This is a genomic window from Rhizobium sp. 18055, from assembly GCF_902706285.1.
Taxonomy (GTDB): Bacteria; Pseudomonadota; Alphaproteobacteria; order Rhizobiales; family Rhizobiaceae; genus Rhizobium.
In genome coordinates, this window is the sequence record NZ_CACSKD010000004.1 from 145,502 (window position 1) to 168,467 (window position 22,966).

Sequence of the window (22,966 nt, forward strand, 5' to 3'; positions counted from 1 at the left end):
GACCGGTCGTCATGCTCGTGTAGGATAGCCTGCAAAATCACCAGAATGGAGGAGTGAAGATGACCCGCCTGACCGCAAAGGACTTCCCGCAGGAACTGCTCGAACTCTACGATTATTATGCGCATGGCAGGATTACCAAACGGGAGTTTCTCGACCGGGCCGGAAAATTCGCTGTTGGCGGCCTGACAGCCGCTGCCATCCTGTCGTCGATGAGCCCGGACTATGCCCTTGCCACGCAGGTCGAGTTCACCGACCCTGACATCTCCGCGGAATACATCACCTACCCATCGCCGAAAGGAAACGGCGATGTTCGCGCCTATCTGGTCCGGCCTGCCAAGGCGCAGGGCAAGGTACCGGCGGTGGTGGTGGTTCACGAGAACCGGGGGCTGAACCCTTACATCGAAGATGTCGCGAGACGGGTTGCCAAGGCAGGCTTCGTGGCACTTGCACCGGACGGCCTGACGTCTGTCGGCGGTTATCCCGGCAATGACGAAAAAGGCCGGGAACTGCAGCAGCAGGTCAACCCGGAAAAGCTGATGAACGACTTCTTCGCCGCAATCGAATACCTGATGAAGAGCGACCTGACCACGGGCAAGGTCGGCATCACCGGCTTTTGCTACGGCGGCGGCGTCTCCAATGCCGCAGCCGTCGCCTATCCCGAGCTTGGAGCGGCCGTGCCGTTCTATGGACGCCAGCCGAGCGCTGACAGCGTTGCCCGCATCAAGGCACCGCTTCTGCTCCACTACGCGGAACTCGACAAGGGCATCACCGATGGTTGGCCAGCCTATGAGACCGCTCTGAAAGCGGACAACAAGACGTACGAGGCTTACGTCTATCCGGGCGTCAACCACGGCTTCCACAACGATTCCACGCCACGTTATGATGAGGCAGCAGCCAAGCTCGCATGGGATCGCACCATCGAGTGGTTCAAGCGATATCTGGTTTAGAACAGGCACCGCGGGCGGAGGCGGATATCGCAGCCGCCCAGCGTCTCGACACAAACGTCGAAGCGCGAAAGCATCATAAACCAAGCTCGAGAATCCCAGAAAAGGGCGCGCGTCGCTGCTCTTTGGCGGCGCATATTTTTTGCGGTGGAACTAATTGTCACATATCGTGCAAAAAAGAGTGAAATGCGATCTGCGCACTTGGCGATCTGCCGCGGCGACTGCATAATGTGAGTCTGACGAGTATCGCGGCTATCGGCTACAGACTGTCCCGAACTTCGTAAGCACTTTGTACAAAAGCAAGTCTGACGCGTTTTTATCTCGCGAGCCGACACGTAGCGATCCCGTCCTCACCAACTGGTCCGGGAGAGCAAGATGCAGAAGAGCGAAAGCGACGTATTCGATCTATTTTCGGAGATCTATACGAACGCAGCGCAAGAAGAGCTAAGTCTCCAGGAATACCTCCTGGCCTGCCGTGATGACAAAAGACTATATGCCACCGCGCAGGAACGCATGGTGGAAGCCATTGGCGAACCTAAATTGATCGACACCAGCGCCGACGAGCGCCTGGGTCGGATATTCTCCAATCGCACCGTCAAGATTTATCCCGCCTTCGCTGATTTCTACGGAATGGAAGACACGATCGAGCGGATCGTCGGCTATTTCAGATATGCCGCCCAAGGGCTCGAGGAGCGCAAGCAAATCCTTTATCTGCTCGGCCCGGTCGGCGGCGGTAAGTCGTCGCTTGCGGAGCGGCTGAAGAAGCTGATGGAACGCTTCCCGATCTACACGCTGGCGATCGACGGACAGGTGAGCCCGGTTTTTGAATCCCCGCTCGGCCTGTTCCAGCCAGAACGGATGTCCGATCTGCTGGAAGACAAATACGGGATCGCGCGGCGGCGTCTTACCGGGCTGATATCGCCATGGGCAACCAAACGGCTCGACGAGATCGGCGGCGATATCTCACGCTTCAGCGTCGTCAAGCTGATGCCGTCGCGGCTGCGCCAGATCGCCATCGCCAAGACGGAACCCGGAGACGAGAACAATCAGGACGTTTCAGCGCTCGTCGGCAAGGTCGATATCCGGCAATTGGAGAATTACAGCCAGGCCGATCCTGACGCCTATTCCTTCAGCGGCGGTCTCAACCGGACAACGCAGGGTCTGCTCGAATTCGTCGAAATGTTCAAGGCGCCGATCAAGGTGCTGCACCCGCTGCTGACGGCGACGCAGGAAGGAAGCTATAATGGCACCGAGAGTTTCGGGGCCTTCCCCTATCAGGGCATCGTCGTCGCGCACTCCAACGAATCCGAGTGGCAGCAGTTCAAGAACAACCGCAACAACGAGGCCTTCCTCGACCGTATTCTGGTGGTCAAGGTGCCGTATTGCCTGAGAGTGACCGAGGAGCGGCTGATCTACGAGAAACTGCTGCGCGAAAGCGAACTGGCAAAAAGCGCCTGCGCGCCTGAGGTTCTGGAAAACCTCAGCCGCTTCACCGTCGCGACCCGACTGATCCGCCACGAAAATTCGCCGCTCTATACCAAGATGCGGGTTTATGACGGCGAGAACCTGAAGGATACCGATCCGAAGGCAAAATCCGTACAGGAGTACCGCGACGTCGCCGGCGTCGATGAGGGCATGAACGGCATCAGTACGCGTTTTGCCTTCAAGGTGCTGTCTGAGACGTTCAACTACGACACCAAGGAGGTGGCCGCCGATCCTGTTCATCTGATGTATATTCTGGAGCAGGCGATCAAGCGCGAGCAGTTCCCGAAAGAGGTGGAGGCGAGCTACCTCGACTTCATCAAATCCGAGCTTGCGGCCCGCTACGCCGAGTTCATCGGGCACGAGATCCAGAAAGCCTATCTGGAATCCTATAGCGAGTATGGCCAAAATCTTTTCGACCGCTACATCTCCTATGCGGATGCCTGGCTTGAAGATCAGGATTTCAAGGATGCGGACACCGGACAGATCCTCAACCGGGAGATTTTGGACAGCGAGCTATCGCAAATTGAAAAGCCTGCGGGCATCGCCAATCCCAAGGACTTCCGCAACGAGGTGGTGAAGTTTACGCTCAGGGCACGGGCGCGAAATGGCGGGCGCAACCCGGCCTGGACGAGCTACGAAAAACTTCGCGAGGTGATCGAGAAGCGCATGTTCGGGCAGGTCGAGGATCTCTTGCCGGTGATCAGCTTCGGCTCGAAAAAGGACAGCTCGACCGAGAAGCAGCATGACGAATTCGTCCAGCGGATGACCGAGCGCGGCTACACGGCGCGTCAGGTCCGGCGACTGGTCGATTGGTACATGCGGGTCAACAAGGCCGGTTGACGGTTCCGAAGCGAAAGCCAGAGCGAGGGATTGGCGCATGCCGAATTTCATCGACCGCCGGCTTAACCCGAAGGACAAGAGCCTCGGAAACCGGCAACGATTCCTGAAGCGCGCCCGCGACGAGCTGAAGCGGGCGATCAAGGATCAGATCAAATCGGACAGGATCGTGGACGTCGATGCCGCCCACGGCGTTCCCATGCCGGCGCGCGGTGCCGGTGAACCAACCTTCCGCCCCTCCCCCAATACCGGCAACCGCGAACATGTGCTGCCAGGAAACAAGGAGTTTTCTGCCGGCGACAGGATCTCAAAGCCAGAGAGCGGTGGCGGCGGCGGTGGCGGCCACGGTTCAGGCGGCGGTGGCGGCGACGACGAGTTCCAGTTCATTCTGTCGCGCGAGGAGGTGCTCGATCTGTTCTTCGAGGATCTTGAGCTGCCGGATATGATCAAGATGAACCTGAAGGAGACCGTGACCTACAAGCCGCAACGCGTCGGCTTTACCACTGCAGGCTCGCCGACAAACATCAATATCGGCCGCACCATGCGCAACAGCTTCGGCCGCCGCATGGCGCTGCAGCGGCCGAGCGAGAGACAGGTCAAGGCGATCACCGACGAGATTGCCGCGCTGGAGGCAGATCAGGCCATCTCGGCTGAAAATCGCCGTCAAATAGCGGCTCTGCGTGACGAACTGGCGGCCCTGGAACGCCGGCGCCGGCGGATTTCCTATGTCGATCCTGTCGATGTTCGCTTCAACCGCTTCGAGCGGCAGCCGGTGCCGAATGCCAACGCCGTGATGTTCTGCCTGATGGATGTGTCGGCATCGATGGGCGAGCGTGAGAAGGATCTGGCCAAGCGCTTCTTCGTGCTCCTTCATCTCTTCCTCAAGCGCAGATATGGACGCATCGACATCGTCTTTATCAGGCACACCGACGAGGCGCGCGAAGTGGACGAGGAAACGTTCTTCTACAGCAAGCAGAGCGGCGGCACGGTGGTATCAACCGCTCTTGAAGAGATGCAGCGGATCATCGAGGCGCGCTATCCGGCTGATATGTGGAACATCTACGCGGCCCAGGCCTCCGACGGCGATAACAGCAGCGGGGATTCGGAGCGCTGCGCCGCCCTGCTGCGCGGAAAGCTGATGCAGCTCTGCCAATATTACGCCTATGTCGAGATCATCGACGAGCGGGAGACCGAGATATTCGGGACCACCGACAACGGCACCTCGCTGTGGCGCGCCTATCGTTCGGTCGATGGCGAGATCCCGAATTTTCACATGGCCCGCATTGCTCGACCCGGCAATATCTACCCGGTCTTTCGCAAGCTCTTCACCCGGCAAGCCGGCGCGCGTACGCGTAACTGAGGGAAAACCGATATGGCGAAGCGTGCGGTGAACTCCGGGCTGTTGTTTGAAGGCTCCGACTGGAATTTTTCGACGCTTTCCAGCGCCTATGAAGCAATCAAGGATATCGCGATCGGCGAGATGGGGCTGGATGTCTATCCGAACCAGCTCGAGATCATCTCGTCGGAGCAGATGCTTGACGCCTATTCCTCGGTCGGCATGCCGCTGATGTATCAGCACTGGTCCTTCGGCAAGCGCTTCATCTACGAGGACAATCTCTACCGGAAGGGTCACCGTGGGCTCGCCTATGAGATCGTCATCAACTCGAACCCCTGCATCACCTATCTGATGGAGGAAAACACGATGGCGATGCAGACGCTGGTAACCGCGCATGCCTCCTTCGGCCATAACCATTTCTTCAAGAACAACTACCTCTTCCGTCAGTGGACGGATGCCGGCGCCATTCTCGGCTATATGGATTTTGCCAAGAAATACATAGTCAAGTGCGAGGAGCGGCATGGCATCGAGGCCGTGGAAGCGATCCTCGATTCTGCGCATGCACTGATGGACAATGGCGTCTTCCGCTACCGCCGCCCTCCCCGCCTGTCGTCCGAAAAGGTTCGCGAACGCGCCCGCGAGCGCCTGGAATATGAAGAGCAGACCTATAGCGATCTTTGGCGAACACTGCCTTCGACAAATGATAGCAAGGATCCGCTCGAGGCCGAGCGCAACGCCTCCGAGCGCAAGAAGGCGCTCAACCTCCCGGAGGAAAACCTCCTGTATTTCATCGAAAAACACAGCCTGATCCTGGAGCCGTGGCAGCGCGAGATCTTGCGGATCGTGCGCATCATTGCGCAATATTTCTACCCGCAGCGCCAGACCAAGGTGATGAACGAGGGCTGCGCCACCTATGTTCACTACACGATCATCAACCGGCTGTTCGATCAGGGCAAGATCAGCGAAGGCAATATGCTGGAATTGCTGAGCAGCCACTCCAACGTCGTCTTCCAGCCCGGTTTCGACGATCCGCGCTATTCCGGCATCAACCCCTACGCGCTCGGCTTTGCGATGATGCAGGATATCGAGCGCATCTGTACGCAGCCGACGGACGAAGACCGAAAGTGGTTTCCAACGATGGCCGGCAACAATGATCCGATGGGTACGCTGCTCGACGCCTGGGCAAACCATCGCGACGAATCCTTCATCCTGCAGTATCTGAGCCCGGCGATGATCCGCAAATTTCGCCTGTTCAGGCTGTCTGACATGGCCACCGACAAGTTCTGCGAAGTCTCCTCCATCCACAACGAGCGGGGCTATGCAGAGATCCGCTCGGCGCTGGCGCGAAGCTATGACGTCAGCGCCCGTCAGCCTGACATACAAGTTGTGGACGTGGATCTTCTCGGCGACCGCCAGCTGCGCTTGAAGCACACCGTCAACGATGGCCTTCTCCTCGACGAAACAAGCCGCAACGAGACCCTCACCCATGCGCGGCGTCTCTGGGGGTACGAGGTCAGTCTATCGGGTATCAACGGGGCAACCGGCAGCGTCCTTTATGAACATTCGACTGGATGATGGATCAACTCACTCGGCGCTGGATTTAATCAGCAGAAGTTGCGTATTGTCATCGATAGGCGCGCTCCGGCAGCCGATCGCGCATTCGTGCGGTTTTTCAATTAAAACGACTTCGACATCAATCCCGACGCAACCGCGGATCCAGTTCATGCCAGAGTGTTTCCATGCTTGAACATACGGCCGATGTCACCGGCACCCTCGTCGTTACGATCAAGCTTCTCATGGCCTTGTCCCTTGGCTGCCTCATTGGCGTGGAGCGTCAATGGCGCCAGCGCTATACGGGCCTGACGACCTATGCGCTCGTCGCCATGGGGGCTGCGGCCTACACAAGTCTGCCTGCCCTCTACGACACCGTCGATCTGCGGCTGGCAGGCCAGGTTGTCACCGGCATCGGCTTTCTCGGCGCCGGCCTGATCATGAAGGAAGGACAAAGCGTTCGAGGTCTGAGCACGGCCGCGACGGTCTGGTCCACGGGTGCTGTCGGTGTGCTGATCGGTAACGGCATGTGGATCGCGGCAATCGAGACGGCTGTCCTGATCGCCTGCGTCAACATCTTCCTTCCACGGTTCAGCGGCTTCTTTGATCGGTTTGCCCCGGCCGAGATCGAAGCCGAGAAGTTTTACGTGATCGAACTGAAGTGTTCGGGCAACGATGAGGCAACCATCCGTACGAAGCTGCTGCAATCTATGACAGCCCGCAAGCTCAGACTGCAATCGCTCGAAAGCCATGATCTGACCGATCGATCGGGAGTGAAAGTCGAAGCTGTGGTCTACTGCGCCGAGAAAGACAATGCGCTGGTCGAAAGCCTTGTTGGCGAGCTCAGCATCTCCCCGCTGGTGTTCTCGAGCAGCTGGACACTCACCCCTTCTTCCGATTGACCCATCGCGTTGTGCCATTCGTGTGCCTCGCATGTTCGTTCCTGCAGATCGATGCAAGTGAGGTCGATCATGGAAATGTGCCATGCGCGTAACTGTCCCGTCTGTCGTAACAGCTGCTGTTTCAGCCCGATAGCTTGACAGGCGTTACATTGGTTCTGACCAGAGACATCAGCATGGGACCGATGGCAAACTCTCCCTTCTCGGCGCGCCGCGTTAGATCCCTGAGATAGCCGCCAGCCGAATTGATCTTGTCGGCACGCTGAAGGATGCAGGCGACGACAGTTGCGGCATTGTCATGCCCCATGACCACGCAGGCGTCCTGGTAAGCGGATGGCGTCACCCCCAGCATCGATTTCACCACGATCGCAGCGCTCATCAAATCTCGCCAGTTTCTGATGCCGCCGCCTGGACCATAGGAGCTGATTTCAGGGCATGCCTGTAGCACAAGGCCCAATGGGAATGATTTGAGCTCAGAGACGCTGTCGGACTGCGGTTTGCGGTGGGTTGATATTTGCTCGTCACCTGCTGATGCGACGTCTTTCTCTGCCAAAGGTCTGTTGTCGGTCATCGGTTGTGTCAGGTCGAAGCGGTTGTATTCTGGCGTAAGGTTTGCGGTCAGATTGTGCGCATTCGTTCCAAGATCAAGATAAGATTCGGGATTAGAATTCTGTATGTGGCGCTCATTTTGAGCGGGATTGACGCTCAATTTTTGCAATTTAACTTGCGTATCCAGATGGTTAAGTACTTTCAGGCGCAAATGCTCGATCAGATCGCAAGCGGTCTCGAGTTCAGCAGTGGTTGGAGAGCGGGGTATTGCCTCGACCAGGTCGCGGAACGTATTGAAGGTCTCTGCCCACTCGCCCGGAATACGATCGGCAACGGCTGCTTCGATCAGCTTTGCGATGTCCCTGCGGGAGAGGCTGATGCGCTCGCGAAGACGCTGGGTGTATAGTTTCTCCGCAACGACCTCTGCCGCGAGGCGCTCGATCTCTTCTGCGCGCGCAAGAAGGGGCGCCAATGAAAAGCCGAATGCATCACGAATGGAGCCTGATCGGTCCTTTCGTGCATAGCGCTTGCCATTTGGGCTGTCCTTGCGGATCAGCAGGCCGGCATCGACGAGAGCAGCCAGGTGGCGCCGGATTGTCTGTTCGGCCATGCCGTGTGACCTCAGCGAAAGCTGGGCATTGGATGGGAACACCACCAGGCCGCTTTCCTCCGACAGTTCGCTCTGTGGATAGAAGCTCAGCAGCGCGTTCAAGACGGCCAGTGCACGATCTGTAACACCGAGCAAAGGCTTGGCTTCACACAGCGCGCGGTAGAGTTTCCACTTGTCGATCGCATATCCCGGCTTGATCTGCTGGGCTTTGAGCTGATTTGCGAGCATGCCAAGCGACATCGCCCGCCGCCCAAAGGGCGTCGTTACAAATTGACCTTCCATGACCTTCACCTTTTTCAAGGCAAAAGAAATCTACCCACCAAAACGGTGCCAAAGATGCTTGACAGTGATTCTCGGAAGTGCGATTCTCTAGCTGCTAGACCAATGAGAAGGGCTTCCGTGACGGCAACGTTCGGGAGCTTTTTTCTTTTGCGGCTCTATCCTTTGCTTTTGTTGTCTACGGATTGCAGGAATTCGCCATGCAGCGTCTCCATGCGATCATTCAGAAAATCGACGAAACTGGTCGGCACCGCTTTGGTGAAGCTGATGCGTGGACCGGATTTCGGGTAGCTGACCGTTGCGAGCAAAAATCCATTTGCACGGATCTCAGCCGTCGGCATTGTTTCGATAGCAACCGGCTTGGCGACAGCGGTCTTCAACGCAGCAAGTGCCACGGAAAAGCGATCGGTGTCTGATCCACGCCTGATCTCCGAAAGTGCCTCGTGAACGCATTCGGAGGCATCGGGGCGAGCCAGGAAGATATCGACAAACTCGATCCAACGGCGGCGACCGATCTCAGGCGCGGAGCCAATGACGAGCATTGTCGGCCGCGGCACGGCGGACGCGATGCGCAGCATTTCCGAAATATGCGACTTGCCGGTTGCCAGCGAAGCCGAGATGACGTCGCGCTTGTATCCAGCCTGCTCCTGCGACAGTGCAAAGGCACATTTCTCGATGAAGGAGAGATCGTTCCGGTTGGCGTTTTCTTCGCCCTGGAAGACGATGGCTTCTTCGTCGCTGAGTTCACGCACGATCGCGCGGAATTTCAGGCCGAGCTTCTTGGCAGCAGCCAGTCGGCGACGGCCAAAGACGATCTGATATGGCTTTGGCCCGCCTTTATGCGGACGGATCAAGCCCGGTACGATCTGGCCGCGCTCGCTGATCGATGTGGCGATGTCTTCGATGGCACTGTCGTCATAAGCGCCGTCAAAACGATCCGGGATCGTAGACGGGGCGACGTCTTCGGGATCGACATCAACGATATGATCGCCATCCTTCAGCAAACGATCGAGAACTTCGCCCTTCTCCTGTATCTGGCGCACCCCGGCAGCAACCTTGAGAAGGTGCGGCGACGTTGTCTTGGCCTGCGGCGGTGTTGCTGCTGGCTGATCAAGTTGACCGAGCACATTGGCAAACATGCCTCGAGAGTCTTTGCGGCTCATTCACGCCCCCAAGCATTCCAGAGTAATTTTTCGATCTCCGCATTCGAGGCGTTGATCGATTCCATTGCACGGTCATAGGTCTTCGGCGCGGAGAACCTGGAGCGCTGCACTTCGTACAGGCTCTGTTTCCATGTTAGCGCATCGGCGACGGCCGTGGATTTTGTAACCATGTTCAACAGCAGGTCGTCACCGAAGACCTGACGCATCAGCGCCGTCATATTGGCCTGCGGATGATCGTTGGCTTCGAACTTGGTGACGAGGAACTTTGCGAAATCCCATTGTGCCGATGCGCCCATGTCACTGAGGATCTGCATGTAGGAGGATGCGAGCTCCAGGAACTTTCCGGTGGAATCGACATCCAGCATATGGGCTGGCACGGGGATGATGACGGCAGTGGCGGCGGTGAGCGACGACAATGTCAGGAAGTTCAGCGACGGCGCCGAGTCCATCAGGATTACATCATAGTCGTCGGCCACCTGCTCGAGCGCTTGCGATACGCGCAGCAGGAAGCTGGTGCCACCGTTCTTGCGCATCTCCAATGCGACCGCAGTTTCAAATTCCGTCAGGTCGAGACCGGCGCAGATGACGTCGAAGCCTGCGATGTGCGTCTGGTGAACCAGCGAACGTGTTGGCTTCGGATCGTCAAAACGGATCGCAGCATAAAGCGTTTCGTCTTCGCGCGGATTGAAATCCGGCAGGTTGCCGTGAAGGCTGGTCAGCGACGCTTGTGGATCGAGATCGACAGCCAATACCCGGTAGCCCTTGAGCGCGAGGTAGTGGCCGAGATGGATCGTCGTCGAGGTCTTGCTGGAGCCGCCCTTGAAATTGGTGACGGCGAGAATCTGGCACTCTTCGTTTTCAGTCCGCCGTGGATTCATCCACTTTTTGCGACCCTTCTCGGCGAGCGTCATGCGAAGTTCAAGAATCTGTTCTAGGGAATACATCCGGCGGCCATTGGAAGTGGTCTCCGGCGCGGGTCCCTTTTCCTTCACCACGATCTGGCGGATGTAGGCCTCGGAAACGTCGAGCAGCGAGGCGACTTCTGATGACGTGAACTTCCGCATCTCTCTGCGGGCGTCCGGTGGATATTGTGCCATCGATAGATTTTGCAGGGCGAGTTCCAGCTTGCTGGAGAAACTCTGCATGAAGTCGAGGCTGCTTAAGTGCCGGTTCACGATTCTATCCTCAATTCGGGTTCAATAACCTAAGCGCCGAGATGGTTAACGCTGGGTTAACCGGCCTGTTGTTTCGCCAAAAAACGATAATTCGCCCTTTTTGCGTAGTTGAAGAAGTAGCGCGATTCGCAACTGGCTGCAAACTGGCCTGTTCCCCGCGGGGAACAGGCATTTCAACCATCTTGGCGGTCGAGGCCGGCGCCTCCGTTCCCCGCGGGGAACGCCTCGGCAAACGGGGGCCAGCTCTTCATGGTCCCGCCGCTGTATTTGCGTCGGGCTCGTTCCTCTGCGGTCGGGGCCGTAAGCTGTGCGGTGCTTCACGTCTGCCCGGGCCGCTGAAGCGTCTCCGGTGCCGCCGTAGATTATCACAGGCGGTCGCGCACGTCGCGCTCGTTTAGGTGCGTCGATGGATCATCATTTAAGCCGGCGCTCTGTCGAGAAACTCCGTATCGAAACAGGAACGGCTTCTATCAGCAGTCTGCCCGCGGTCATTCCGGGCCGCGCGCAAAACCTGTCACTCGCAACAGACTTGGTGATAAATTGCATCGAAGAAGAGTCTGAGCCGGGCTGGCGGATTATAGCCCGAGCGACACTCTGCGGTGTTGGGTGGCGGTGAGGACGGAACCTTTGGTGGGCTGCTGTCGGTAATCGGATCACTCGCCCCCCGCCCTCGCCCCTTGGAAGATAGGCCGTTTCCAGAGAAGAGCCGGCCGTTCAATTTTTTTGTCCCGCCAAGCGGTGAGCAATGGGGAGGTGTTCTGTCGTCTCCGGTCGTCAGAGATCGCATGGAGCGCCTCCCCCAAAGCTCCAGCTCTGTGTGTTGTGTCGGTACAAAGGATAAATCCGCCAGCGCAGCCGCTGATGGCCCTCCAATGTTGCGCGCTCCTGAATGTTTGCCTTCTTGGTGATCTCAGCTGAACGGCAGTCGCGGATCTCGCGATGCGCGAACGGAAGCCTCCGTTTCGATAAGGCGCGTCAGATCTTCACATCGACGGCGCAGGCGCGCGCAATGCCCGGCTCAATGTCTTGTCTGATTGAAGCGAGGTCGGGCGAGGTGGCTTATCGCGGCGGGGGTGCCCTCTGCTGGAAGCAGAAAGGATGCTCTTATATTCGAAGGGCACCCTTCTTCACGGGACAGATGACACACACTCCTCCTTGTTGTGGGCCGTTGATGCCGGTGGTGGATGACAGGTGGCGTCTCGGCGAGCCTGTTATCGAAGCCGAGACAGATGGGCCGCCAATCGGTGATCTATCAGCGTTACACTGTAGCGTTCAGAACCGGGGCCCGAGCCTCTCGGCGCTGCAGTGTTGAGCAATGCTTGGCCTGCGCACATTTGTAGTCCGGCATGCCTACTGCGCCGATGCGTCCCTGCGCCTTTGGTTGCGCGTCGTTGCGTCGGATCGCAGGCCCTGTGCTGACATCAGCTTCGGATCAAGGCCTGCCTTTTCCGCGCGGGTCTTGACGATCAGGTTGATCGACTGCGGTGTCAGCGTTCGCCGTGAGACGTTGCCCCATTGGTCCACCTTGCGGAACACCGGGCCGCTCGTGATCCCGGCCTCCGCCATCCATGTCAGGAGCGTTCCAGCAGCCTGGCCGACGAGGCTGAGTTGCTCGCTGTTTTCAGGCTTTCCGATTCTGATTGTCAGGCGAGGGACGCGGGTCTTTTTCTTCCGGACGGTATCGGCGGCTTCCGTGGACAGATCATCGACGCGAAGATTGGCGACGTCCGCACGGCGCAGGCCACCTGCCGTTGAGGCGAGGAGCAAGATGGCGCGGTCGCGCAGGCCGACAAGACCGTCGTTGGTGCAGGTCGATAGAAGGCGCGCAAGGAGGTCATCTGTTATCGCAGTGGTGCTCATCTTGCCGGGTTGCCGCCCGCTATCGCCCTCGATGCGTTCGAACGCATCCTTCAACGACGCGCTGTCGAAGACGCCGCTCAGGCCGCGTCTTTTGGTCAGCATCGCCCAGCTGGCGATCCGTCGACGTACGGTTGAAGGCGCGTGCGGGATAGAGCCTCTCAGGAGATTTTGTTGGCGCAGGCTCTCTTCGACGTGGCGCGGCATGCCGTGGTTTCGATCGAGCGCTGTCTCTTCTCTGCTTGTGAGGTGGTGGGATATGAAGGCGAGAACCAAATCCTCCGGTGCCGGCCAGGGCAGGGCGCGCTCGGTGGTCGCCAGGCTCCAAGCCTGGAGGTAGCCAAGATCCGAAACGAGGGCTCGGATCGTGTTCTCCCGTTTGCGATCATCCACGAGACGTTTCACCGTGGCGACATCGTCATCCGTCAGCAGGACTGCGAGCTGTTCGCGCCGCTCAAACGGGAAGATCGCGTCGAGCACGTCGAGTGTTTCGGCGCGGCGAACAATGCTTTCATCCAGGTGATTTTCAGGTTTAGAGTGGGATTTTGGCATGCAGCATCGGTCTTCCAACGTGGACTCCTGCCCACTTTAGCGATTCTGCGACTCGACATCCATCACTATCGATAATGAACGAATTTTCAGCTTGAAAAGAGCGAATATGAGTCAGGAAAGAAAACTGCCATTTAGCTTCACTATCGGAATAATACCGTTTGGAAACAATGGTCTGCAGATCGCGGATTCAGAGTCAAAAGCCTGTCTCACGACCTAGTCCTGACGGAGATAAGCATAGCAATCTTCTCGGTAGCTGGCAATCGCCTCCATCGCTTAAACGCGACTTGTCGGCGTTGGTTCAAAATGAAACTACGGCAAAGATCCCCGATATGCCGCAAGTTTCGGGCCTGTTATAATGTTTTGTCAAAAATATTATAGCGAATGGATTGACGACGGGAAGAAGAGTTATAATGTTCCCGCGTGAACATTATAACGGCTGGTATCCGCCATGAACTCGTCAAAAAAGGGAGGCCCGTTTCGAGAAGGTGATGGCTGAACACTAGGCCGAGCGAGCCGCCCGGGTTGAGACGGAAGAGATGCTAATGATGAAAGAGATCGACATCAGCTATCGAACGATGTTCGCGGAGTTGGTCCAGCGCTCGCTCGATGCACGGTTCCAAGCTGATTTCCCTTTGGAGGGGCGTTTCGTAACGGTTCCTGTGAAAGGGCGTGACTACTGGTATTTCGATCTCCCTACTCCCGAAGGTAAGGACAAGCGAAGCTATGTCGGCCCCCACAGCGACGAAGAAATCACGGTGCGGGTCAAGGCCCACAAGGAGATCAAGGACAGTCTCCGGGAGCGGAGACGGATGGTTACTTCGCTGCGCCGTGCTGGCCTTCCCGGTCCTGATCCATTCGCGGGCGATGTCACGAAAGCCCTGGCTGACGCCGGATTGTTTCGCCTGCGGGCGGTGTTGATCGGCTCGGTGGCATTCAGCACCTATGCGGGGATGCTCGGCGTTCGGCTGCCCTCGGCCGCGATGCAGACTGGCGACGCGGATTTCGCGCAGGACTTTGCGATCTCGGCGGGAGTTCAAGATAGCATGCCGCCTATGCTGGAGGTCCTCCAGTCGGTCGATCCTGAATTCCGGGCAGTTCCGCACCAGGCGGACCAAGCGAAGGTGGTAGCTTTCCAGAATCCGAAGAGCTACCGCGTGGAATTTCTGACGGGAAATCGTGGATCGGATGAATACGCGGGCAAGCCGTCGCCCATGCCTGCTCTCGGCGGCGCGTCGGCGGAAAACCTGCGGTTCTTGGATTATCTAATATACGAGCCCGTGCGAACCGTGCTGCTGCACCGTGAAGGCGTGAATGTCTTAGTTCCCGCCCCCGAACGGTATGCCGTTCATAAGATCATCGTATCCTCCAGAAGGCTCACAGACACGCTAGGACGGCTGAAATCGGACAAAGACCTGACACAGGCCGGCTTGCTTTTCGAAGCTCTTATGGAGACACGCCACGGAGATGAACTGGCAGATGCGTGGGGCGAGGCATGGGATCGCGGAGGTTCTTGGAGGGAAGGGCTTTGCAGTGGTCTCTTGAGGTTGCCTGACAATGGCGTCAAAGCGCTCGCCAAGGCTTTAGGATCGCAGATGCCTGATTTGGAGAAGATAAGGGGTGATGGTCGTTCCAGAGGACACCACACCGAAGCGAGCGGCCGAACTCCTCGGCGTTGACCTCGTGCTGCTGGCGCGCATGCCCGCGGCCGGTGGTCCTTCCGTGCCATCATATCGACGGCGAGACCATGGTCGGTCTCCCGGATGTGCAGCGACATAAGCTGCCACGGCGGGAAAAACGCTTGCGATTCGTCCTATTATCTTCCCCAATTATATCAACGGCACCCTCGCGCCTTGCGCCGGTAAAGTGCTAGCGTATGGCAAAAGAAGAATGCCGGAGGATCGGGATGACGAAGAAGACGCTTCAGGATTGGCAGACGCTTGCCGAAAAGGAGCTTCGCGCTCCGCCGGAAAAGCTCGTGTGGAAGACGCCCGAAGGCATCGACGTCAAGCCGCTCTATACCGAGAGCGATCTCGAAGGCGTAGAGCAGCTCGGATCATTGCCCGGTTTTGCGCCGTTCACGCGCGGCCCGCGGGCCACCATGTATGCCGGCCGCCCCTGGACGATCCGACAGTATGCCGGCTTCTCCACCGCCGAAGCGTCCAACGCGTTTTATCGCAAAGCGCTCGCTGCCGGTCAGCAAGGCGTTTCCGTCGCCTTCGATCTCGCCACCCATCGTGGCTATGACAGCGATCATCCGCGCGTGGTTGGCGATGTCGGCAAGGCGGGGGTGGCGATCGACAGCGTCGAGGACATGAAGATCCTGTTCGACGGCATTCCGCTGGACAAGGTCTCTGTCTCGATGACGATGAACGGTGCGGTGATCCCGATCCTGGCAAGCTTCATTGTCGTCGGCGAGGAGCAGGGCGTGTTGCGCGGCGATCTTTCCGGGACCATCCAGAACGATATCCTCAAGGAGTTCATGGTCCGCAACACATATATCTATCCGCCCGAGCCCTCCATGCGGATCGTGGCCGATATCATTGCCTACACGGCAAAGGGGATGCCGAAGTTCAATTCGATCTCGATCTCCGGCTACCATATGCAGGAGGCCGGTGCGACGCTGGTTCAGGAACTGGCTTTCACGCTGGCCGATGGGCGTGAGTATGTCCGCGCCGCTCTTGCCAAGGGGTTGGATGTCGATGCGTTCGCCGGGCGGCTGTCGTTCTTCTTCGCGATCGGCATGAACTTTTTCATGGAGGCAGCAAAGCTGCGTGCGGCGCGCCTGTTGTGGACGCGCATTATGGAGGAGTTCGAGCCGAAGAAGGCGTCGTCGCTGATGCTGCGCACCCATTGCCAGACATCGGGCGTCTCGTTGCAGGAGCAGGACCCTTACAACAACATCATCCGCACCGCTTTCGAGGCGATGTCGGCAGTCCTTGGCGGCACGCAATCGCTGCACACAAACTCCTTCGACGAGGCGATTGCGCTGCCGACCGAGTTTTCCTCGCGCATTGCCCGCAACACGCAATTGATCTTGCAGCATGAAACCGGCGTCACCAACGTCGTCGATCCGCTGGCCGGCTCCTACTATGTCGAAAGCCTGACCCAGGAGCTTGCCGACAAGGCCTGGGTGCTGATCGAGGAGGTCGAGGCATTGGGCGGCATGACCAAGGCGGTCAACGAAGGCCTGCCGAAGCGGTTGATCGAAGAGGCGGCGACCCGCAGGCAGGCGGCGGTCGACAAGGGCGACGAGGTCATCGTCGGCGTCAACAAGTACCGCCTCGAAAACGAGGCGCCGATCGATATCCTCGATATCGACAACAGCGCGGTGCGGGCGTCGCAAATCAAGCGGCTCGAAGACACCAAGCGCCGCCGCGATCCTGCCCAAGTCCGGGAGGCTCTTGAGCGGCTGAAGCAGGTGGCGGAAACGGGCATCGCCAATCTGCTTGACGTGGCGGTCGACGCGGCGCGCGCCCGGGCAACCGTCGGCGAGATTTCGGATGCCATGCGCAGCGTGTTCGGCGACCACACGGCAACGCCCGAGGTCGTCAAGCACGTCTACGGCGATGCCTATCGCAACGAACCGGAACTTCAGCAGTTGCAGACCCGGATGACCGGCATTTCGTCTGTGCTCGGCCATGCCCCGAAGATCATGATCGCAAAGCTTGGCCAGGACGGTCATGACCGGGGTGCCAAGGTCATTGCATCGGCATTCGGCGATATCGGTTTCGATGTGCTCGCCGGCCCCTTGTTCCAAACGCCCGAAGAGGCTGCCGATCTGGCCGTTGCCAGCAAGGTGCACGTGGTCGGCATGTCGTCGCTGGCCGCCGGCCACAAGACATTGGCACCGCAATTGATCGACGCGCTCAAAGCGAATGGCGCGGAGGATATCATCGTTGTGGTCGGTGGGGTCATTCCGCGTCAGGATTACCAGTTCCTCACCGAGCACGGTGTCGCCGCGGTCTTCGGACCGGGAACGAATATTATCGATGCCGCCAATTCGGTGCTTGACCTGCTTGAGGGAAAGCGGCGAAATCAGTAAGGGTATAACTGGTTATATCCACTTGCCGATATCCGTGTTAACATGACTTAATACATGTGATGTCGAGCTCGCGAGCCGGTGGTCTACGTACCATTGCCGAGGCTTGCGGCAGATGGTTGCGCGATGAAAATCCAAAGGCCGTCAAAACAGGCAATCATGAAAATTAATTTCACAGTTCCAACTTTTTACGTGATTCGTGTTGACGAGATCGAATTTTTGTCTCAGTTTGACGAAAATAAATTACGTAAATGGGAACGAGAATAGCATGAAAGTGGGAATTATCGGGCTAGGTTTCCGGCTCGGCTACCTTGGCTACGTCTTCAAGTCTGTTGATGAAAGCTTCGAGATCGTCGGCTATGTCGATCCCGAGCCCGCAGGTCTGCCTGGTCTCGTTGAAAAGGGCATTTCCGTTGGCAAGGCCTATGGTTCCCCGCAAGAGCTGATCGCCAATGAGAAGCTCGATCTGCTGATGATCGGTTCGCCGAACCATTTCCATCTCGACCATATCCGTATCGGTCTCGAAGCCGGTCTCAAGGTTTTCTGTGAAAAGCCGATCGTCACCACGATTGCCGAGAGCATCGAACTCGCCCACCTGATGGCGAAGTTCGGCCATGAGCGGCTGATGGTCGGTCTGGTGTTGCGCTACTCGCCGCTTTACCGCGATCTGCAGGCGGTCCAGGCGGCCGGCAATCTCGGCCAGATCGTCTCGATCGAGGCTTCCGAGCATATCGAGCCCTATCATGGCGCCTTCTTCATGCGCGACTGGCGCCGCTACGAGCGCTATTCCGGCAGCTTTATGCTGGAAAAGTGCTGCCACGATCTCGATCTTTACAATGGCATTGTCGGCGCCAGGCCCGAGCGTGTTGCAAGCTTCGGCGGCCGCAAGAGCTTCACCCCCGCAAACGATCCGGCCCGCGAAGGCATCAACGACCTCGAGATGTTCCATCGCAAGCCGAGCGGCTGGATGGGCTCCGACAAGGTATTCGACAGCGACGCCGATATCATCGACTATCAGGTTGCGATCGTCGAATACGCCAATGGCGTCGGCATGAACTTCCACACCAATCTCAACGTCCCCGACCAGTTCCGCCGCTTTGCCATCATGGGCTCGCGCGGCATGGCGGAAGGCGATTTCGTCCGCGGCTATCTGGACGTGCATGAACAGCTGACAGGCAAGAAGGTTCTCGAAAACAAGTACGTCGCGACCGAGTTGTCGCAGCATTACGGCGCCGACGAACAGATGGCGATCGACCTGCTCGGCAGCGTCCGTACAGGCACCGAGCTTCCCGTCTCGACGCTGAATGCGCTTGAGGCCGGCATTCTCGCTTTGTCCATGGACGAAGCCCGCATCAAGAAGACGATTGTCGATCTGCGCCCGATTTGGGACCGGTTCGACGAGGCGCTCCACGCTAGAGCAGCTTGAGGAGGGCGGCAGGATGAATGTTCAACGAAGCAATCTCATCTTCGCCTGGATCCTTCTCTTTCCAGCTGTTCTCTATGTCGCGGTGATCGTCGCTTATCCGCTGGTCGATACCTTCATTCTCTCCTTCACCGATGCATCGCTGAAGAAGGTGACCAATTGGGTCGGCTGGGTGAACTACCAGAAGATCTTCAATGCGACCTTCGCGGAAGTGATCATCAGGACGTTCATCTGGACGTTCTTCTCGGTGTCGATCAAGATGATCATCGGCGTTTTCGGCGCGACCATGCTGAATTCGGCGGTGCCGGGCAGGGCGCTGTTCCGGGTGCTGACCATGCCGCCCTGGATCGTGCCGATGGCAATCGGCATCTTCATGTGGGGCTGGATGTATAATGGCCAGTTCGGGATGATCTCGGGCATGCTGCAACGTACCGGCCTTGCGTCCGGTCCGGTCGCCTTTCTCGCCGACGGATCGACCGCCTTCTGGGCAACGGTGATCACCGACGTCTGGATCGGCGTTCCAATGGTGACGCTCTACATGCTTGCCGCCATGCAGGCGATCCCGCAGGATCTCTACGAGGCTGCTTGGACGGATGGTGCTGGCCGCTTCTATCGCTTCCGCCGCATCACCATGCCGCTGATCGTGCCTTCGATGATCACCATGTCGATGCTGTCGCTGATCTCCACCTTCAACTCCTTCGATATCATCTGGATCCTGACCCGCGGTGGCCCGAGCGGTGAAACGACGACGATGATCATCGATACCTACCGGACGGCAATCGGCTCCAACAAATACGGCGAAGGGGCTGCGCGCGCGGTGCTGATCTGCATCTTCCTGTCGATCTTCTGCGTCTGCTACTTCCGCCTGACCAGCCGTCTTTCCTCAGGAGACAAGCGATGAAACAGCCTCCCATGCTGATCAACCGGTACACATGGTACGAGATGATCGGCATCTATGCCGGCATCCTTCTGTTCCTCACCTTCGTGCTCGCGCCGTTCGTCGAGGGCTTCCTGGTGTCGCTGAAGCCGCTGAGCCAGCTGTTTTCGTCGCCTTACCGCTTCATCCCGCAGAATGGCTCCTTCGAGGCATACCGGACCATGTGGATCAGCGTGCCGGGTTTCGCGCGCTACATCTTCAACTCCTTCTTCATCTCGATCATCGTGACGGCGGTGGTTCTCATTCTCGTCGTCCCGGCGTCCTACGCCTTTGCACGGTTCGAATTCAAAGGGGCTGGCCTGCTGCTCGGCGCGTTCCTGGCGGTCAACATGTTTTCGGGCGCCGTTCTGCTCATCCCGCTCTTCCGGCTGATGCGCACGCTCGGGCTGCTGAATACCTATTTCGCGATCATGGTTCCCGGTGTCGCCTTCCTGATCCCTTCGGCGATCTGGCTGCTCAGGACCTATATGATGCGCATACCGCGGGAGCTGGATGAGGCTGCCTTCGTCGATGGTGCCAGCCATCTCTATACGCTGCGCCGTGTCATCCTGCCGATTGCCATGCCCGGCATCACGGTGGTTGCGATCACGACCTTCATCGGCTCCTACGCCCAGCAGTTCATCTTCGCGCTGACCTTCAATTCCAAGACCGAATATGCCCCGCTGCCGGTCGGGCTGTTTGCCTATTTCGGCCGGCAGGAGGTGGTCTGGAACGAGTTGATGGCTGCCAGCTTCGTCGGCATTGCGCCGGCCATGATCGTGATCTTCTTCCTTCAACGGTATCTCGTCAGCGGTCTGACCGCGGGCGCGGTGAAACAGTAAGTCGCTAAGTCAACCACCAGAGAAAAAACGGGAGCTAAAAAGTGACAATTCAATTCAAGACCGGGCTTATTGCCCTTGCCCTGCTCGGTTCCACCGCGCTCGGCTCGATGACCGCGCAGGCCGCTGACAAGGAGATCAGCTGGATCTATTGCGGCGACAAGATCGACCCGATTCACGAGAAGTACATCAAGGAATGGGAAGGCAAGAACCCAGGCTGGTCCGTCAAGCCTGAAGTTGTCGGCTGGGAACAGTGCCAGGACAAGGCCACGACGCTGGCTGCTGCCGGCACGCCTGTCGGCATGGCTTATGTCGGCTCGCGTACGCTGAAAGAATTCGCACAGAACGACTTGATCGTTGCCGTGCCGATGAGCGACGAAGAGAAAAAGAGCTACTACCCGAACATCGTCGATACAGTGACGTTCAACGACACCCAGTGGGGTGTGCCGGTCGCATTCTCGACCAAGGCTCTCTACTGGAACAAGGACATCTTCAAGCAGGCCGGTCTCGACCCGGAAATGCCGCCGAAGACCTGGGCTGAAGAAATTGCCGACGCCAAGCAGATCAAGGAAAAGACCGGCCTTGCAGGCTACGGTCTGCCCGCCAAGACCTTCGACAACACCATGCACCAGTTCATGCATTGGGTTTACACCAACAACGGCAAGGCGATCGATGGCGACAAGATCGTCCTCGACAGCCCGGAAGTGCTGGCAGCCCTGCAGGCTTACAAGGATATCACGCCTTACTCCGTCGAAGGTGCGACCGCTTACGAGCAGAACGAAATCCGCGCCATCTTCCTCGATGGCAAGGTCGGCATGATCCAGGCAGGTTCGGGTGCTGCTGCGCGCCTGAAGGACACCAAGATCAACTGGGGCGTCGCTCCGCTGCCGCTCGGCCCATCGGCCAAGGGCGAAGGCACGCTGCTGATCACCGACAGCCTGGCCGTGTTCAAGGGCACCGGCGTCGAGGAAAAGGCGACCGAATTCGCCAAGTTCATCACCTCGCCAGGTCCGCAGGGCGAATACGAACTGCAGGGTGGTGCAGGCCTGACACCACTGCGTCCATCTGCAAAGGTTGACGAATTCGTCAAGGCCGACCCATCGTGGAAGCCGTTCATCGACGGTATCAAGTTCGGTGGTCCTGAGCCGCTCTTCACTGATTACAAGGGTTTCCAGAACTCGATCATCGAGATGGTCCAGTCCGTCGTGACAGGCAAGGCCGAACCGGCTGATGCCCTCAAGAAGGCTGCCGGCGAAGTCGAAGCGTTCAAGTAAGCCTTTGTTGGGGATCGCGGGCGCAACACCCGCGATCCTTTCATTTTTGAGTGTAAGCGCCGCATGCGGCGGCGACCGGAGACAGGTTTTGGGACAGCTACTTCTCAACAAGGTTCAGAAATTTTACGGCGACTTCGAGGTTCTGAAGAGCATCCAGCTCGACGTGAAGAACGGCGAGTTCGTCGTGTTTGTCGGCCCCTCCGGCTGCGGCAAGTCCACGCTGCTGCGCATGATTGCCGGGCTCGACGGAACCTCGGCCGGTGATATCGTCATCGATGGCGTCAGGGTCAATGACCTGGCTCCGGTCAAGCGCGGCATCGCCATGGTGTTCCAGTCCTATGCGCTCTATCCGCATATGACGGTGTTCGAGAATATCGCTTTCCCGCTGCGCGTCGAAAAGATGGAAGAAGAAAAGCTGAAGGCCAAGGTCGAGCACGCCGCGCGCATTCTCCACCTCGATCAACGGCTGCAGCAGAAGCCCGGCATGCTGTCGGGTGGCCAGCGCCAGCGCGTCGCCATCGGCCGCGCTATCGTGCGCGAGCCGAAAATCTTTCTCTTCGACGAGCCGCTCTCCAACCTGGATGCGGCGCTGCGCGCCGACATGCGCATCGAGCTTGCCAAGCTGCATCGCCAGCTGAAGGCGACGATGATCTACGTCACCCACGACCAGGTCGAGGCGATGACGATGGCGGACCGGATCGTTGTGCTGAACGCTGGCGACATTGCCCAGACGGGTGCGCCGCTTGAGCTCTATCACAAGCCCGCAAACATCTTCGTCGCCGGTTTCATCGGCAATCCGAAGATGAACTTCCTGCCGGTGACCTGCACCGCGGTCAGCGAAAAGGGCGTGACCGTCGATTACAAGGGTCAGACGCTGACCGTGCCTGTGACAGCGCGGGACGGTGCAGTCGGCAAAACGCTGACCCTCGGCGTACGGCCAGAGCATATCCAGCTGGCATCCGGCGACATTTCGCTGACCGTTGTTCCGAGTGTTATCGAGCGCCTGGGTGCACAAACGGTTGCCTATGCCTCGCTTGACGGTGAGGCCGAGAATTTCTGCGCGACACTTTCGGGCAGCGTTGGCGTGCGACCGGAACAGCCGCTTCTGGCCGGCATCAATGCTGTCGATTGTCATCTGTTCGATGAAGCCGGCATCGCGTTTGAACGCCATGTCGCGCTGACTGATATAGACCTCAATCTGCTCAACCCGACGGCGCTCGCATAAATGCGGGCGCAGT

At 58.3% G+C, this 22,966-nt stretch carries 17 protein-coding genes; 12 read left to right on the forward strand and 5 right to left on the reverse strand.

The annotated features are described in order from the left end of the window. Window positions 1–59 precede the first annotated feature (59 nt). From yghX to GVL52_RS09350, 4 genes are all read left to right on the forward strand, one after another. Window positions 60–947, forward strand: a complete 888-nt coding sequence (gene yghX / locus GVL52_RS09335) for a YghX family hydrolase (protein ID WP_160006123.1) — start codon at window positions 60–62, stop codon at window positions 945–947. Window positions 948–1,319: 372 nt separating this feature from the next. Then, a complete protein-coding gene (locus tag GVL52_RS09340) occupies window positions 1,320–3,269 on the forward strand; it encodes a PrkA family serine protein kinase (protein WP_160006125.1) in 1,950 nt (649 codons plus the stop codon). Window positions 3,270–3,306: 37 nt separating this feature from the next. Next, window positions 3,307–4,626: a YeaH/YhbH family protein gene (locus GVL52_RS09345; RefSeq protein ID WP_160006127.1), complete on the forward strand. Its 1,320-nt coding sequence runs from the start codon at window positions 3,307–3,309 to the stop codon at window positions 4,624–4,626. Between the two features lie 12 nt (window positions 4,627–4,638). Next, window positions 4,639–6,177 (forward strand): SpoVR family protein, encoded by a 1,539-nt coding sequence (locus GVL52_RS09350; RefSeq protein ID WP_160006129.1) that lies wholly within the window; start codon window positions 4,639–4,641, stop codon window positions 6,175–6,177. 9 nt (window positions 6,178–6,186) lie between these two features. On the opposite strand, the gene GVL52_RS09355 is transcribed toward GVL52_RS09350, so the two are convergent. Further along, window positions 6,187–6,327 carry a hypothetical protein gene (locus GVL52_RS09355; RefSeq protein ID WP_160006131.1) on the reverse strand — a complete coding sequence of 47 codons (141 nt, stop codon included), beginning with the start codon at window positions 6,325–6,327 and terminating at the stop codon, window positions 6,187–6,189. Between the two features lie 14 nt (window positions 6,328–6,341). On the opposite strand from GVL52_RS09355, the gene GVL52_RS09360 reads away from it, so the two are divergent. After that, window positions 6,342–7,055 carry an MgtC/SapB family protein gene (locus tag GVL52_RS09360; protein ID WP_160006133.1) on the forward strand — a complete coding sequence of 238 codons (714 nt, stop codon included), beginning with the start codon at window positions 6,342–6,344 and terminating at the stop codon, window positions 7,053–7,055. Window positions 7,056–7,176: 121 nt separating this feature from the next. Here the strand turns inward: GVL52_RS09360 and repC are convergent, their stop codons facing one another. The 4 genes from repC to GVL52_RS09380 all read right to left on the reverse strand — a co-directional run bounded on the left by repC (window position 7,177) and on the right by GVL52_RS09380 (window position 13,237). Beyond that, a complete protein-coding gene (gene repC / locus GVL52_RS09365; protein ID WP_160006135.1) occupies window positions 7,177–8,493 on the reverse strand; it encodes a plasmid replication protein RepC in 1,317 nt (438 codons plus the stop codon). Window positions 8,494–8,648: 155 nt separating this feature from the next. Further along, on the reverse strand, window positions 8,649–9,653 hold the full coding sequence (gene repB, locus GVL52_RS09370; RefSeq protein ID WP_160006137.1) for a plasmid partitioning protein RepB: 1,005 nt from the start codon (window positions 9,651–9,653) through the stop codon (window positions 8,649–8,651). Beyond that, on the reverse strand, window positions 9,650–10,828 hold the full coding sequence (gene repA / locus GVL52_RS09375) for a plasmid partitioning protein RepA (protein WP_160006139.1): 1,179 nt from the start codon (window positions 10,826–10,828) through the stop codon (window positions 9,650–9,652). Before repA ends, repB begins: the two co-directional genes overlap by 4 nt. A 1,350-nt stretch (window positions 10,829–12,178) precedes the next feature. Beyond that, window positions 12,179–13,237: an integrase gene (locus GVL52_RS09380; protein ID WP_160006141.1), complete on the reverse strand. Its 1,059-nt coding sequence runs from the start codon at window positions 13,235–13,237 to the stop codon at window positions 12,179–12,181. Window positions 13,238–13,779: 542 nt separating this feature from the next. Between GVL52_RS09380 and GVL52_RS09385 the strand changes: the two genes are divergently transcribed. From GVL52_RS09385 to GVL52_RS09415, 7 genes are all read left to right on the forward strand, one after another. Then, entirely contained in the window at window positions 13,780–14,913 is a 1,134-nt protein-coding gene (locus tag GVL52_RS09385; RefSeq protein WP_160006143.1) for a GSU2403 family nucleotidyltransferase fold protein, read from the forward strand. Between the two features lie 227 nt (window positions 14,914–15,140). Continuing rightward, window positions 15,141–17,279, forward strand: coding sequence for a methylmalonyl-CoA mutase (gene scpA, locus GVL52_RS09390; RefSeq protein WP_160006145.1), 2,139 nt, complete (start codon window positions 15,141–15,143; stop codon window positions 17,277–17,279). 265 nt (window positions 17,280–17,544) lie between these two features. Further along, on the forward strand, window positions 17,545–18,702 hold the full coding sequence (locus GVL52_RS09395; RefSeq protein ID WP_160006147.1) for a Gfo/Idh/MocA family protein: 1,158 nt from the start codon (window positions 17,545–17,547) through the stop codon (window positions 18,700–18,702). A 13-nt stretch (window positions 18,703–18,715) separates the two neighbouring features. Next, complete coding sequence (locus GVL52_RS09400; protein WP_160006149.1) at window positions 18,716–19,600, forward strand: carbohydrate ABC transporter permease; 885 nt, start codon at window positions 18,716–18,718, stop codon at window positions 19,598–19,600. Further along, window positions 19,597–20,457 (forward strand): carbohydrate ABC transporter permease, encoded by an 861-nt coding sequence (locus tag GVL52_RS09405; RefSeq protein WP_160006151.1) that lies wholly within the window; start codon window positions 19,597–19,599, stop codon window positions 20,455–20,457. The genes GVL52_RS09400 and GVL52_RS09405 overlap by 4 nt, the downstream gene beginning before the upstream one ends. Before the next feature lie 41 nt (window positions 20,458–20,498). Beyond that, complete coding sequence (locus tag GVL52_RS09410) at window positions 20,499–21,728, forward strand: extracellular solute-binding protein (protein WP_160006153.1); 1,230 nt, start codon at window positions 20,499–20,501, stop codon at window positions 21,726–21,728. 88 nt (window positions 21,729–21,816) lie between these two features. Then, the gene (locus tag GVL52_RS09415) at window positions 21,817–22,953 is read left to right on the forward strand and encodes an ABC transporter ATP-binding protein (protein ID WP_160006155.1); all 1,137 of its coding nucleotides are present in this window, start codon (window positions 21,817–21,819) and stop codon (window positions 22,951–22,953) included. Window positions 22,954–22,966: the final 13 nt, after the last annotated feature.

Excerpts from the sequence above, each read along its gene's own strand:
- GVL52_RS09405 (WP_160006151.1), top strand. The coding sequence starts at position 19,597 with ATGAAACAGCCTCCCATGCTGATCAACCGGTACACATGGTACGAGATG.
- GVL52_RS09340 (WP_160006125.1), top strand. The coding sequence starts at position 1,320 with ATGCAGAAGAGCGAAAGCGACGTATTCGATCTATTTTCGGAGATCTAT.
- GVL52_RS09380 (WP_160006141.1), bottom strand. The coding sequence starts at position 13,237 with ATGCCAAAATCCCACTCTAAACCTGAAAATCACCTGGATGAAAGCATT.
- GVL52_RS09350 (WP_160006129.1), top strand. The coding sequence starts at position 4,639 with ATGGCGAAGCGTGCGGTGAACTCCGGGCTGTTGTTTGAAGGCTCCGAC.
- GVL52_RS09400 (WP_160006149.1), top strand. The coding sequence starts at position 18,716 with ATGAATGTTCAACGAAGCAATCTCATCTTCGCCTGGATCCTTCTCTTT.
- yghX (WP_160006123.1), top strand. The coding sequence starts at position 60 with ATGACCCGCCTGACCGCAAAGGACTTCCCGCAGGAACTGCTCGAACTC.
- repC (WP_160006135.1), bottom strand. The coding sequence starts at position 8,493 with ATGGAAGGTCAATTTGTAACGACGCCCTTTGGGCGGCGGGCGATGTCG.
- repB (WP_160006137.1), bottom strand. The coding sequence starts at position 9,653 with ATGAGCCGCAAAGACTCTCGAGGCATGTTTGCCAATGTGCTCGGTCAA.
- GVL52_RS09345 (WP_160006127.1), top strand. The coding sequence starts at position 3,307 with ATGCCGAATTTCATCGACCGCCGGCTTAACCCGAAGGACAAGAGCCTC.
- GVL52_RS09360 (WP_160006133.1), top strand. The coding sequence starts at position 6,342 with ATGCTTGAACATACGGCCGATGTCACCGGCACCCTCGTCGTTACGATC.
- GVL52_RS09385 (WP_160006143.1), top strand. The coding sequence starts at position 13,780 with ATGATGAAAGAGATCGACATCAGCTATCGAACGATGTTCGCGGAGTTG.
- scpA (WP_160006145.1), top strand. The coding sequence starts at position 15,141 with ATGACGAAGAAGACGCTTCAGGATTGGCAGACGCTTGCCGAAAAGGAG.
- GVL52_RS09395 (WP_160006147.1), top strand. The coding sequence starts at position 17,545 with ATGAAAGTGGGAATTATCGGGCTAGGTTTCCGGCTCGGCTACCTTGGC.
- GVL52_RS09355 (WP_160006131.1), bottom strand. The coding sequence starts at position 6,327 with ATGAACTGGATCCGCGGTTGCGTCGGGATTGATGTCGAAGTCGTTTTA.